Below are 13,894 nucleotides of genomic sequence, written 5' to 3'. Positions count from 1 at the left end.
CTCAGAACTGGAAGTACAGGAACGGCGAGTAGCTCTGCGCCGAAAGCTTGAGGATCGAGGCCGCGAACAGCAGCAGGATCAGGGCGCGGGTCATCACCCGGGTCCAGTCCAGGCCGAGCGAGCCGTCGGCATTGACCTGCACCGGGGTGGCGTTCGCCGCTGGCCGGGCGTTGCGGTAGAAATCGCGCAGGCCGAAGAACGCCAGGGTCAGGTAGGCGATCACCAGGGTCGCCACCTGCAGGCCGGTGAGCTGCGAACGGTTGAGTTCCGACAGCTGCCATTCGCCGAAGCTGAACATGGCGCCGTACATGCGGGCCGCCACGTGCAGGTTCTCGGCGCGGAAGATCACCCAGCCGACCACCACCAGCAGGAAGGTGAAGGCCCACTTGACCGGGTTGAAGCGCTGCGGGTTGGTGTCGATGCCCAGCGCCCGCTCGATCGCCAGCCACATGCCGTGCCAGGCGCCCCAGAGGATGTAGGTGAAGTTGGCGCCGTGCCACAGGCCGCCCAGCAGCATGGTCAGGAACAGGTTGCGGTAGGTGTTGAAGGTGCCTTTGCGGTTGCCGCCCAGGGTGATGTACAGGTAGTCGCGCAGCCAGGTCGACAGGCTGATGTGCCAGCGCCGCCAGAACTCGGTGATCGACTGGCTGATATACGGCTGCTTGAAGTTCTCCATGAAGCGGAAGCCCATCATCAGGCCCAGGCCGATGGCCATGTCGCTGTAGCCGCTGAAGTCGAAGTACAGCTGCGCGGTGTAGGCCAGGGCGCCGAGCCAGGCGTCGCCGGTGGTCGGGTGCTGCAGGGCGAAGCAATGGTCGGCGACCACCGCCAGGGTGTCGGCGATGAACACTTTCTTGATGAAGCCCTGCATGAAGCGGGTGCAGCCTTCGGAGAACTTGTCCAGGGTGTGGGTGCGGTTGTTGAACTGGTCGACCAGGTCCTTGAAGCGCAGCACGGGGCCGGCGATCAGGTGCGGGAAGATCGCCACGAACGCCGCGAAGTCGATCAGGTTGCGGGTGGCAGGGGTGTCGCCGCGGTAGACGTCGATGATGTAGCTGATCGACTCGAAGATGTAGAACGAGATACCGATCGGCAGCAGCACGTGGGTGAGGATGAACGGTTCCAGGCCGAACGAGGCGATGATCGCGTTGAGGCTGTCGACACCGAAGTTGGCGTACTTGAAGTAGCCGAGGATCGCCAGGTCAACGCCCACACCGAGCAGCAACCAGCGCTGGGCCGGCTTGGTGCGCACGCCGGCGGCGCCGACTTTCAGGCCGATCCAGTAGTTCCACAGGGTCACGCCGGCGAACAGGGCGAGGAAGTCGACCCGCCACCAGGCGTAGAAGATGTAGCTGGCGACCAGCAGCAGCAGGTTGCGATAGCGTTGCCCGCTCAAGTAGTACAGGCCGAGGAAGACCGGCAAGAACAGGAACAGGAACACGTTGGACGAGAAGACCATCCCGGTTCTCCTTTTTGTTCACAGCATCCGGGGCACAGCGCCCCCCAAACCCCCCGGTGCAAAACCGGAAGGCAACCTAGTACCCCTGTGGGAGCGGGTTTACCCGCGAAGAGGCCGGCACAGGCACCGCACATGGCAGGTCTGGCCTATTCGCGGGTAAACCCGCTCCCACAGGGTTTTTCTATTTCTTTGCAGCCGCGCTCGGGTCGTAGACCCGGGTCACATTGCCGCCGAGCCTGAAACTGTCGAACGGCTGCATATGCTGCTTGCGTTCCAGGGTGTCGCCGACGCAGTGGTACAGCGCGCACCAGGGTTCGAGCCAGGCGTACTTGCTGTCGACCTTGAGGTCCTTCAGGTCCTGCTTCTCACCGGCACGCTCGGCGAAGTGACGGGGGTCGCGGGCGCCGTACAGTACGCCTTCGCCCAGGCGTTGCAGGGCGAAGTTGTTCTCGCTGCGCAAATCGACGTTGTTGGCCTGGGCGAAGCTGGCGATCATCGCCAGCGGTGGCAGGGCGTAGTTGTGGTAGGCCAGGGCGCGCTGCTTGCGCTTGATCTCGTTGGGCAAGAAGCCCTGCTCGTCGACCTGGTTGGCGCCGACCTTGTATTCCTTCACCGCCCAGTCGAACAGGTCGCGGCGGTCGGTGGCCACGGCGGTGGCCATCACCGACCAGGCGGCCCAGTAGCTGTGGTTGTTGATCTTCGCCAGCGGCAGGTCGCTCCAGTCGCGCACGGTCTGTTCGGCGAGGCGGGCGAACCACTTCTCGATCACCTCGGCCTCGGCCTGGTGCGCGGCCAGCGGCTGCGAGTTGGAGAACTTCAGGCGCAGCCACGAACCGCTCATGCTGCCCAGCGCCCATTTGCGCATGGACTTGCCGGTGTGGTTGTAGTCGGTGGACAGCAACGCACCGGCGCGTGCCCAGCTGCCGAGCCAGGTCAGCGTGCAGTCGAGCTGCGCCGGGCGGCCGTCGCGCATGTACTGGCCGACCATCTTGCTGACGCCTTTCTCGAGGTCGGTGATGTCCTCGGTGGACTTGCGGAAGGCCTTTTCCGAGGCGACGTTGAGGGTCGCCCGGGCCTTGTCCGAGCCTTCGTACTTGCTGCGGAACTGCAACGCGCCGGTGTAGGGCTTGGGCGCTGCTTCGCAGCGGAAGTTGCCGTCGCCGGTCTTGAGCTTTTCGATGCCCTCGTAGTAACCCTGCGGGGGGACCAGCGCGGCCTGCGCGGCGCCGCCCAACAGGGCCAGGCCGAGCAGGGCGGGGCGGAAGATGTGCTTGAGTGCCGTCATGGTTCGCCTCACTGGCCGGCCTGCGCGGTTTGCGCGGGCACGGCGAAGTTGTTGCGTTTGCAGAGTTTGGCCTCGACCTTCTGGGTGCCGCTTTCCGGCCCCTGGACCTCGAAGGCCAGCAGGCTCTGGCTGGCCCAGTCCTCGTCCTCGCGCATCTGGAAGACGAAGCGGCCGTCGGTGTCGGAGGTCTCGGGTTTTTCCAGCTTGATGTCTTCGTGGCGGCCGTTGAGGTACCACAGGGTGGCCTGCAGCACTTTCACCGACGGGTCCTCGAACTTCACGTCCATCTGCAGGTTGCGGTTGACCAGGTCCTTGATCACGCCGCCCTTGCCGTTGACCATCAGCTCGTTCTTGCCGGGCTTGAGCGTGGTGCTGGCGCTCATCAGTGCCGGGCGCGCATCGCAGCCGTCGTCGAGCAGGGCGAGGATCTGCCGCCAGATGGTTTCCTGGTCCAGGCGGTACAGCGGCGAGAATTCCCAGACGAGGATCTTCGGCGGGTGGTTCTGGAATTCCTCGCTGCCCAGGTACTGGATCATCGAGCCTTCCAGGCCGCCACCGGGGAAGGCGACGTTGAGCACGTCGGCGCCGATGTACTGTTCGAGGAAGCCGGAGAAGTTGTAGTTCTTGCCGCTGTGGCTGGTGCCGACCAGGGTGATCTGGGCGTTGCCTTCATCACCGAACAGGTCGTCGCCGCCGCCGCTGGAGCCTTTTGGCTCGGTGGCGAACTGGTCCATGTACTGCACCGCGTAGCTGGTGTTGCAGAGCTGGCCGGCGACGTTGTGCAGGGTGCCGGTCTTGCCCATGCGCCCGGACTTGTGGGTTTCGAATTCCTTGCGCGGGATGCCTTCGAAGGCCGGCATCTTGTGCACGGTATCGGCCACGATCTTCGCCGCACGCTCGGCGCCGTAAGGCGTCCAGTGCTGGTCACCGCGGAAGTAGAAGTCCTTGCCCTGGTCGGCGGCGGCCAGCTGTTCGTTGGTCAGCGGCGACAGGTCGGGCACGTTGTAGCCCATGCTGGCGAAGCGCTTGAGCATGGCCTGGTAGTTGCCCAGGGCCTTCTGGTAGTCGAAGGCGGCTTTTTCTTCGGGCTTGAGCATGTTGCGGTTCACCAGGCCGCGGGTTGGCTGGTACACCACCACCAGCTCGACACCACGCTTCTTGAACGCGTCATGCACCTGCTGCAGGCGCTTGTAGCCGGCCGGGGTGGTGTTGAACTCGGTGCGCAGGTCTTCGCGGGTACGGAACAGCCAGTCGCCCTGGGCCTGCACCAGCGTGGTGAAGTTCTGCTGGTAGCGGGTGGTGTAGCGGCTGGCGTCATGGGCCTCGGGGCACAGCTGGCAGCAAGGCTCGGCGGTGAAGGTCGGCGCCTTCACTTCGTCGGCGCGCACGCCCTGGCTGATGGCCAGGAGGGCGGCGGACAGGCCCAGCAGTTTCATCAGGTGTGGAGTCATGGTCTGGGCTTCCTTAATCGATCATTTCGGTCTGGCGTTCGACCGGGTCGATCAGCACGGCCTTCTGCTGGCGCACCAGCAGGTCGAGGATTTCGTCCTGGCGCTCGCCAAGCACACCGTTGAGGCTGATGCCGCTGGCCTTGCGCGGGGCGAGCATGGACACCTTGTACAGCTCGACCGACAGCGGCGAGTCGATCGACAGCGGGCCGGAGCCGTTGGCCGCCAGCTCGCCGCCGACCACGATCAGCGACACCTTGGTGTCGAACGGGTCGAGGGCGATGTCGCGGTCGGTGTCGGACAGGTCCTTGATGTGCCCGTACACGCCGACCAGGCCGTTGGCCATGGCGATGTTTTCGTACAGGCGGATGTTCACGCTGTTGCGCACGCGGATGCCGTGGCGGCGGTTGTTGATCAGCTTGTTGCCCCAGATCAGGTTGTCGCCGCTTTCGTACAGGGTGATGCCGTCGGTGTGGTTGCGGTAGATCTCGTTGTAGGCCACCAGGTTGTTGACGCTGTTACGGTCGATCACCACGCCGGAGAGCTTGTTGTCGTAGCTCTTGTTGTTGATGATCCAGCTGTCGTTGACCTCGCGCGAGACGATGATCCCGTGCTTCTTCTTGGTGCCGTACACGGTGTTGCCGGCGATGATCAGGCGGTGCGAGCGGTCGTGCGGGTCGATGCCGTAGACGATGTTGTCGCGGTAGGTGCTGTCCTTGACCACGAAGTCCTGCGTCTCGTAGCAGTAGAAGCCGTACCACATGTCGCTGAACTCCGAGCCGATGATCCAGCCGGTGGGTTCGGCGCGGCCCTTCTGCCTGGACATGTTCGGCGTGTACTGGGAGATGCTGACGCCGTAGGACTTGGACTTGGCATAGCCGAAGCTGGCCATCTTGCTGTTGACGATGTAGGTCTCGGTGCCGCCCCACGACAGCAGGAACGGGCGGAATTCCTTCGGCGAGCGGAAGGTCGCCGGGCCGTTGTCCTTTTCGCGCCAGCCGGTCACCTGGGTGTCGCTGACGAACAGCTTGCCGTCGTTGACCAGGAACGCACCGCCTTCCTGGGACAGGCGCAGCTGCTTGACCTTGCCGTCGATCTCGAGGATGCCCTTGTGCCCGACCACGATCGGCAGGCGCGCCAGGTACACGCCCGGCTCGACTTCGCTGAGGTACTGCCTGGGCACCTGCTTGCTCAGCTCGACCAGGTCGACATGGCCGTCATCGATGAAGATCGCCTGGGGAATGCCATGCTGGCGTTGCACCCACTCGGCGGCCTTGTTGTCGCCGCCGACGAATTCCTTGAGGGTGTCCTCCTGGAACATGCGGCGCAGGCTGACCTTGCCCTTGTGGCTGCGGTCGATCTTCTTCTGCACGGCGGCAGCGGTATAGCCGCTCAGGTCGGGCAGCTTGGGCGGGTCCATCTGCAGCGGCTCGATCGGCGCGCTGGCCACGGTGTAGGTCCTGGCCTGCTGCAGCTCCTTGGCGATCACCTGGGGCTGTGCGGCGGCGGCCAGCTGGCTAGCCAGCAGCAGGGCGCTGGCCAGCAGGCTGTGACGGATGTGCGGGTGAAGGTTCATCAGGGTTCTCCCGGCCTCAGAAGCGCCAGATCACGTCGACGAAGGCGCGGTGCATGTACGAGTCCGCTTCCTTGCCGTAGGCGTCGCCCGGCTTGAACACACCGGCGCGCAGGCGCACCAGGGCGGACGGCTCGTCGATCGCCTGGCTCATGGAGGCCGGCAGCAGGCCTTGCTTGAAGTACTTGGTGACGACCACGTCCATTTCCTGGCCGAGGTCTTTCTCGCCATCGACCAGCTGGCGGTTCACGCCGTTGTCGTCGACCGCCGCGTTGATGCCGCTGGAGCCGATGTTCTGGTGGCCGTCGACACGCCAGAACTTGTGGTAGATCAGGCTGGCGTCGTAGTCGTCGCGCAGTTGCCAGGAGGCGAACAGGGTGGCCGCCTGCAGGTTGCCCAGCTCGCCGCGGAAGGCTTCGCCGAAGCGGTGCACGCGCGAGCGGGTGCCGGTGTAGTTGGAGCGGTTGCTCTCCAGGCCGGTCTGCTCGAAGTTGTTCGAACCGTCGTCGCCACCGCCGCCGCTGCCACGGGCGTAGGCCGCGCCGACCTGCCATTGCGGGTCGAGGCGCAGGCGGATGCCGAGGTCGGTGGCCCAGGCGTTGACGTCGCCGCTCTGCTTGCCGGTGGCGACCTGGTCGTCACCCACCAGTTGGCTGCTCAGCTTGTCGCGATCACCGGTCAGCCAGGTGACGCTGCCCCAGTAGTTGACGGTGTGGTCGTTGCGCCAGTTGTAGGCGTCGCTGTTGGCTTCCAGGCCCAGCCAGGTGAGGTCGCCGGTGCGGGTCTTGTCCAGCGCGTCGATGGTTTCGCCGGGGTTTTTCAGGCTGCCGCTGTCATGGGTGTGGTGGGCGCGCAGGCCGACCCAGTGGCCGGGAGTCCACTGCGCGGCGACGTTGCCGTAGACATGCGTGCGGTCCTTGTCTTCCGGGGCCAGTTCGGTGAGGTCGGTGCGGTATTCGCTGAAGCGCTGGGCCACGCCCAGGTCGGCCCTGAGCAGGGTGGTGTCGAAGGTCCAGTTCAGCGCTTCGATGTTGGTGTCGCGCCACATGCCGTCGTCACTGCGCAGGCGCTGGCGGCCGAAGCGCAGCTGCTCGCCGGGGTAGGCGGTGAGGCCGCTGTAGCCGACCCAGAACTCGCGCATGGCCAGGTAGCTCTTGTCCGGCTGGCGGCTGTCGTCGCCGGTGTCGGTGGTGGTGCCATCGTCGTTCTGGCGCAGGGTGTCGGTTTCTATGGTGTCGGTGGCGGCGACCGCCTGGCCCATGGCGTAGGCGCTCCAGTTGCCGCGCTCGCCGTATACCCAGGGGCGCAGGTCGAGGCCCAGGCCGTTGACGTCGCCACCAGGGCGGGTGCCGAGGTCACGGTCGTCTTCGGACTGGCCGGTGATCTTCACTTCCAGGCCGAAGTTCTTCTGGGCGGTCATCTCGGCCAGGGTCGGGCACGACCACAGCAGGGCGAAGCTCAGGCCGATGCCGGCTTTCACGAAGGGATTGAGCGTCATAGCGAGTCCTCACCGTCTACAGCAGCATCCTGGTCTTGCAGGGCATCGAGTGTCAGGCTGCGGCGGCCAACCTGGGCCATGTTGCCGCGGGCCTGCTTTTCCTGCGCCAGCAGGCCCTGGGCCTGGCTGCGCTGTTCGGGCGTGAGTTGTTGATCGAGTTGCTGCACCAGTTCGGTCGATTGCGGCGTCGGGTTGACCTGCGACAGTTGGGCGAACACCCAGGCGTTGGTGGGCTCGGGGCGAACGCCGTGGCCTTCGCTGAACAGCTGGGCGAGGGCGTAGTCGGCGCTGTTCTGGCCGCCACGGGCGGCGGTGAGCAGGTGGTCGACGGCCTTTTGCGGTTCGACGTCGCCCAGGTAGCCACGGCGGTACAGCTGGCCGAGGTAGTAGTCGGCGCTGATCTCGCCGGCAGCGGCGGCGGCCAGCAGGTGCTGTTCGGCCTTCTGGGCATCGGCCGGCACGCCGTTGCCTTCGTAGTAGAGGCGGCCCAGCAGCAGCTCGGCGCGTGGCTGTTCGGCTTCGCGGCCCTTGTCGATGTAGGCCATCAGCTGGTCGCTGTCGCCCAGCTCGGGGAAGTCGTAGAGCAGTTGCGCCAGGCTGACCCAGGAAGCCGGGTTGGACGGGGCGATGCGCTCGAGCAGGGCCTTGGCGGTTTTTTCGTCGGTCTGGCCAAGGTTGCGGTCGGCCAGTACGCGGGCGACGTTGTCGACCCGGCTGGCCGGTACCGTGCCGCGGGCATAGGCGGCTTCGAGCTGCTGCAACAAGGCTGCCTGCTGGTCTGCCTGGCCGCGCTTCTGGTACACCGTGGCCAGTTCCGCGTAGCACACGTCCATGCTGTCGAGGGCCTGCTTGCACAGCTTCTCGACGTCGTCGAGGTGCTGGTCGTAGGTGCCCTGGGTGCGATAGAGCAGGATCTGCGCCAGGCCCGCTTCCGGGTAACCGGCGGCCTGCCACTGGTCGATCTGCTGCTGGGCGTTGACCTTGGGGAAACTCTGCGGGTACAGCAGGTAGAGCATTGCCAGGGGAATCAGGGTTTTCTGTTCACCCTGCTGGGCGGCGAGCTTGAGCAAGGTCTCGGCCTCTTCGCGCTCGGCCTGGGTGCTGTCGGGCTTGGCCACCAGCAGGCGGCCGAGGCGCACCTGGGCACGCGGCGACGTGGCAGCGGCGGCGCGGTAGGTGGCTTCGGCCTGCTTGAACTGATCCGGGTCACCGCTGGAAACCTTGATATCGGCCAGGCCCACCTGGGCATCGCTGTAGCCGAGATCCGCCAGGGCCTTGTAGTTGCGCTCGGCCAGGGCGGTGTCGCCGCGCTTGAGGGCTTCGTTGGCCAGGCGCTGGTCGGGCAGGCCGGCGCAGCCGGCCAGGGCGATCGCCGTGGCCAGGGCGCAGAGGCCCAGGCTCGCGCTTTTCTTGTAGGGAATCATCGCGGTGTCCTCTTACAGGCCACGGGCCACGGCTTTGTCGATCAGCCAGTTGAGCGAAGGGCCACGGTCGCTGTTGACCGCTGCCGGGCGCCCGGCCAGCTCGGCCGGCAGGCCGTCGTCAGGCTTGATCTGCACGCGGATGTCGGAGGCCAGGTCTTCGCTGTTGAGGCTGGCGCTGCTGACGATCTTGCCGGTGCGCACCTGGTCTTCGCCGGCGACCTGGAAGTTGACCCGGGTGCCTGGCTTGACCTCGTCGAACTGGCGGTAGCTGAAGCGCGCCTCGACCATCGGGTTGCTGGTGCGCGGCACCAGCTGGAAGATCGGCTGGCCCTTCGAGGCGTACTGGCCGTCGTCCACCAGCTGGCGGGCGACCACGCAATCGCAGGGGCTGGTGAGGGTGCCGGAGAGCTGCTTGCCGAACAGTTCCTCGATCTTCGCCGGCTCCAGCTGCGAGTCGTCCAGGCTGCCCTTGAGCATGTCCAGCATGCTGGTGGTGAAGGTCGCCAGCGGTGCGCCCTTGGCGATCTGTCCGCCGCTTTCGACCAGGCTGCTGACCGTGCCGTCGCGCGGCATGGTCACGCTGCTGGTTGGCACCGCGACCACGCCGGCCTCGGCGTGGCTGACGAAGTACATGCCGTACAGCGACTTGGCGACGAAGCCGAACGCCGCCACGCCGACCACGAACACGCCGAGGGTCACGGTCACTGCCTTGAGGCGGCCGAACGCCGACAGGCCGCTGCCGCCGTCTTTCTGCTTGCGCGCCTTGGTGAAGTTGTCCCGTTGCAGGGTGCTGAGCACGTCACCGGCGCTGATCAGCTCACCCGACAGGTGGCTGGTGATGATGTGGCGCAGGGTGGCGATGTCGCGCGGTTCGAGGTTCTGGAACTGCGCACCGGTGCGGCCACTGGTGGGGTTGTAGGCGCGCACCTGGAATTCGATGTCCATCGACAGGCCGAGGTTGTCGACCGTGAACTGCAGGCGGCCGCGCATCACTTCGCCCACCGTCAGCGGTTGCTTGGTATGGAAGCTCAGGCCACCGGCGGAGAGGTCGTCGACCTTCACATCGTGGGGCTGGCGCTCGCTGTCGAGGAAACGCAGCTTGGCCGGGATGCGCACCCGGGCGTGTTGGCGCTGGGCTTCGGACTCATGCACGACGTTGACGTTCACGGCGGTATTCATCTGGATTTGTTCCTGTTAGTTCCGATCCGGGTTGGGCTCACACGACCATGAACAGCACAGCGACGAAGATGCTGGCAGCCGAGAAGGTCATGGTCCGCGAGGACCAGGTGTTGAACCATTGTTGAAAACTGGCGAGGTCACGCTTCAGGGCAGTCGGCTGGCGGGTCCAGGACTGCTTGTCGAGGCGGAAGAACACGTAGATCTTCATCAGCGCGCCGACGATCTGGTTGTAATAGAGGATCAGCGGGTAGGCGGGGCCTACGTTGTGGCCGGAGCACAGCAGCATGACGGTGAGGATCAGGCGGGTGATGCCGATCCACAGCAGGTACACCAGCAGGTAGGCCATGCCGAACTTGAGGCTGGCGATCACCGCTACGGTCAGGCCCAGCAGGCTGGTCCACATCGACACGCGCTGGTCGAACAGCACGACGCTGGTGAACGGGCCCAGGCGGCGCAGGCCAAGGCCCAGGGCGCGGGAGTTCTGCCGCAGGTTGTTGCCGTACCAGCGGTACATCAGCTTGCGGCTGGCCTTGAGGAAGCTCTTCTCCGGCGGGTGCTCGACCGTGTTGATGGCGGCGTCCGGCACGTAGAAGGTGTCGTAGCCCAGGCGCATCAGGCTGAACCAGCTGGACTTGTCGTCGCCGGTGAGGAACTTGAAGCGGCCCAGGCGCCAGTGCATCAGCGAGTCGCTTTCGACGTCGGCGATGAACTCGGGGTTGGTCACCACGCTGGCGCGGAACATCGACATGCGCCCGGTCATGGTCAGCACGCGCTTGGACAGGGCCATCGAGCACATGTTGATGTGGCGCTGGGCGAAGCGCAGCTTGTGCCACTCGCTCATGATGTAGCCGCCGCGCACTTCGCAGAATTCGTTGGTGGTCAGGCCACCGACGTTGGGGTAGAGCTTGAACCAGGGCACGGTCTTGTTCACCACGCCATCGGCCAGCACGGTGTCGCCGTCGATCACCGCGACCACCGCGTTCTCGTCCGGCAGCATCCGCGAGATGGCACGGAAGCCATAGGCCAGGCCGTCGCGCTTGCCGGTGCCGGCGATGCGCACGATGTCCAGGGTGACGTGTGCGGGCGGGTTGTACTTGGCCCACAGGCTTTTCACCAGCAGCTCATCGGACATCTCCACCAGCGAGCAGACCACGGTGGTGGGGTAGCCGCAGTTGATCGCCTCGCGGATCACCGAGCTGTACACCTGGGCGGTGGTCAGCGCTTCGATGCGAAAGCTGGTGACCATCAGGTAGACGTGCGACGGGTCGGCCGCCTTGCCCATCTTCTGCACCTTGCGGCGCAGGTACGGGTAGACGCCGTAGAGGAAGATCATGCCGCGGATGAAATGGGTGGCGCCCATGGAATAGCGCCAGATGCCGACTGCGCCGACCAGGAAGATGAAGTGCTTCGACTGCGAGTCGAAGATATCGGCTGGCAGGGCCAGGGCGATCAGCATGAGCAGGCTCATGTAGAGCAGCCACCCGGCGCACTGCAACAGCACGGTCTGGAGCCTTTGCATGTTCAGCATCCGTCGAGAATTCGGGAAAGGGGGGCAGCGCAGGTGCCGCTCTCGTCGAGCGCCCTTGCGCTGCCCGGCCGGGCACTTACCAGCAGATACCTTCGGTACCGCGGGTGGTGCAGCTCGGCTTGCTCATGAAGCCCACCAGGTCGATCACCTGCTTGCCGGCCGGCGCTTGCTGGGCAAGGGCACGGAACTGCTCGTCACGGTTGCCCAGGACGATGATCTCGGCGTCGTCGATGACCTTCTGGAAGTCGGCGTTGAGCAGCGAGGAGACATGCGGAATCTTCGATTCGATGTATTCCTTGTTGGCGCCGTGGACGCGGGCGTACTCGACGTTCTCGTCGTAGATGTCCAGCTGGTAGCCTTTGCCGATCAGGCGCTCGGCCAGTTCCACCAGCGGGCTTTCGCGCAGGTCGTCGGTGCCGGCCTTGAAGCTCAGGCCGAGCAGGGCGACCTTGCGCTTGTCGTGGGCTTCGATCAGCTCGAAGGCGTTCTGCACCTGGGATTCGTTGCTGCGCATCAGCGAGTCGAGCAGTGGTGCACGCACGTCCAGGGAGGCGGCGCGGTAGGTGAGGGCGCGCACGTCCTTGGGCAGGCACGAGCCACCGAAGGCGAAGCCCGGGCGCATGTAGTACTGCGACAGGTTCAGCACCTTGTCCTGGCAGACCACGTCCATCACGTCACGGCCATCCACGCCCACGGCCTTGGCGATGTTGCCGATCTCGTTGGCGAAGGTGACCTTGGTGGCGTGCCACACGTTGCAGGTGTACTTGATCATCTCGGCCACTTCGATCGGCTTGCGGATGACCGGCGCGTCGAGCTCTTCGTACAGGGCTTGCAGCACGTCGCCGCTGGCGCTGTCCAGTTCGCCGATGACGGTCATCGGCGGATGGTCGTAGTCCTTGATCGCGGTGCTTTCACGCAGGAACTCGGGGTTCACGGCAACGCCGAAGTCGACCCCGGCTTTCTTGCCCGAGCAGTCTTCGAGGATCGGGATCACCACGTTCTTCACGGTGCCTGGCAGCACGGTGCTGCGCACCACGATGGTGTGGCGGCGGTCGGTGTCACGCAGGACGTAGCCGATTTCGCGGCAGACCGACTCGATGTATTCCAGGCCCAGGTCGCCGTTCTTCTTGCTCGGGGTGCCGACGCAGATCATCGACACGTCGCTGGCACGGATGGCCTCGGCGAAGTCGGTGGTGCCACGCAGGCGGCCGTTGGCGATGCCTTGCTGCAGCAGTTCTTCCAGGCCAGGCTCGACAATGGGCGACTTGCCCTGATTGATCAGGTCGATCTTGGTCTTGGACACGTCCACACCAATCACGTCATGGCCTCGTGCCGTCAGGCAGCCTGCACATACCGCACCCACATAACCCAAACCAAAGATGCTGATACGCATCGCTATCACCTCATGTGTTTATCACGCCAGCTCCTCCGGGAAGAGCCGGACTGGGTTGATTAACAACAGTTTTCAGGCGCACGGGTCCATGGCGAAATGCTCACTTCGCCGAGCGCAGGCATGAATGATTCCGTCGCGCACAAAGTTGTGCACTAAAAGTTGGCAGTTGCTTGCCGGTATTTAAAAGGCGTGCCCTGAAATGCAGCCGTCTTTATTGCAATGCGCTACTTGGCGCGTTGCTGTGCTTGTTCTTTCAAGTGGATAAATCCTTTGAAATCAACCACTAGGACGAATAGTAAGGGCGGCGATTCTCCTGTTGTGACAGGGCTTTCCGGGACACCGGCAATACCTGTCTTAGTTCTCCATGGCGGGTAACGGATACCTGCCTTTGTCATCTGTAAGTCATCTCTCACACGGATGGGGCGTGAAATTCGTTACGGCACTATGAGCTATTGGTCGTAGGAGAAGTTCCTGGGAGGGTTCCGCCTCGATGAAAGATTTCTAAATAATTCTTCAGTGAAAAATACTTTCAATTTGATAGCACGCGGCAGTTTTACCCCCGTGTATCAAGGACGAGACAGTTGCGGGGTGTTGTTATGCCATCACGTGAAAATATTTTTCAAAATTCGTCAAAAAAGTACGAACGGTCTTATGGCGTTTGGCGATAAAGGTAGAGATGTTGGTTTTTTGGCGTCGGAATAATGACCTGATGGCATTTTGAAGCGTGCCCCGTTGCAGGGCAGGAGGGATGTATCAAGGCAACTGGCCTCTTCGCGGGTAAACCCGCTCCCACAGGTACTGTGCAAGCTTCAAGGCTTGTGAAACACCTGTGGGAGCCACAGGTACTGTGCAAGCTTCAAGGCTTGTGAAACACCTGTGGGAGCCACAGGTACTGTGCAAGCTTCAAGGCTTGTGAAGCACCTGTGGGAGCCACAGGTGCTGTGCAAGCTTCAAGGCTTGTGAAGCACCTGTGGGAGCCACAGGTACTGTGCAGGCTTCAAGGCTTGTGAAGCACCTGTGGGAGCCACAGGTACTGTGCAAGCTTCAAGGCTTGTGAAGCACCTGTGGGAGCCACAGGTGCTGTGCAAGCTTCAAGGCTTGTGAAGC

General features: G+C 64.1%; 9 protein-coding genes. All 9 read right to left on the bottom strand.

Translation table 11 applies throughout. The annotated features are described in order from the left end of the window. Window position 1 precedes the first annotated feature (1 nt). The 9 genes from ACIP21_RS26090 to ACIP21_RS26050 all read right to left on the bottom strand — a co-directional run bounded on the left by ACIP21_RS26090 (window position 2) and on the right by ACIP21_RS26050 (window position 12,787). A complete protein-coding gene (locus tag ACIP21_RS26090) occupies window positions 2-1,459 on the bottom strand; it encodes an MBOAT family O-acyltransferase (RefSeq protein ID WP_400694025.1) in 1,458 nt (485 codons plus the stop codon). Between the two features lie 181 nt (window positions 1,460-1,640). Then, window positions 1,641-2,744 (bottom strand): mannuronate-specific alginate lyase, encoded by a 1,104-nt coding sequence (locus tag ACIP21_RS26085; RefSeq protein ID WP_400694022.1) that lies wholly within the window; start codon window positions 2,742-2,744, stop codon window positions 1,641-1,643. An 8-nt stretch (window positions 2,745-2,752) separates the two neighbouring features. Beyond that, on the bottom strand, window positions 2,753-4,195 hold the full coding sequence (locus ACIP21_RS26080) for an alginate O-acetyltransferase (protein WP_400694019.1): 1,443 nt from the start codon (window positions 4,193-4,195) through the stop codon (window positions 2,753-2,755). A 13-nt stretch (window positions 4,196-4,208) separates the two neighbouring features. After that, window positions 4,209-5,768, bottom strand: coding sequence for a mannuronan 5-epimerase AlgG (algG, locus tag ACIP21_RS26075; protein WP_400694016.1), 1,560 nt, complete (start codon window positions 5,766-5,768; stop codon window positions 4,209-4,211). A 16-nt stretch (window positions 5,769-5,784) separates the two neighbouring features. After that, entirely contained in the window at window positions 5,785-7,263 is a 1,479-nt protein-coding gene (locus ACIP21_RS26070) for an alginate export family protein (protein ID WP_400694013.1), read from the bottom strand. Next, window positions 7,260-8,687 carry an alginate biosynthesis TPR repeat lipoprotein AlgK gene (algK, locus tag ACIP21_RS26065; protein ID WP_400694010.1) on the bottom strand — a complete coding sequence of 476 codons (1,428 nt, stop codon included), beginning with the start codon at window positions 8,685-8,687 and terminating at the stop codon, window positions 7,260-7,262. The genes ACIP21_RS26070 and algK overlap by 4 nt, the downstream gene beginning before the upstream one ends. Before the next feature lie 12 nt (window positions 8,688-8,699). After that, window positions 8,700-9,866, bottom strand: a complete 1,167-nt coding sequence (locus tag ACIP21_RS26060) for an HlyD family efflux transporter periplasmic adaptor subunit (RefSeq protein WP_400694007.1) — start codon at window positions 9,864-9,866, stop codon at window positions 8,700-8,702. A 37-nt stretch (window positions 9,867-9,903) separates the two neighbouring features. Further along, window positions 9,904-11,385 (bottom strand): glycosyltransferase family 2 protein, encoded by a 1,482-nt coding sequence (locus ACIP21_RS26055; protein ID WP_400694004.1) that lies wholly within the window; start codon window positions 11,383-11,385, stop codon window positions 9,904-9,906. 85 nt (window positions 11,386-11,470) lie between these two features. Next, window positions 11,471-12,787 (bottom strand): nucleotide sugar dehydrogenase, encoded by a 1,317-nt coding sequence (locus ACIP21_RS26050; protein WP_400694001.1) that lies wholly within the window; start codon window positions 12,785-12,787, stop codon window positions 11,471-11,473. Window positions 12,788-13,894 lie beyond the last annotated feature (1,107 nt).

This window comes from Pseudomonas sp. NPDC089401 (assembly GCF_044749485.1).
In the GTDB taxonomy this organism is placed as follows: domain Bacteria; phylum Pseudomonadota; class Gammaproteobacteria; order Pseudomonadales; family Pseudomonadaceae; genus Aquipseudomonas.
This window is presented reverse-complemented; position numbering and strand designations above follow the sequence as displayed.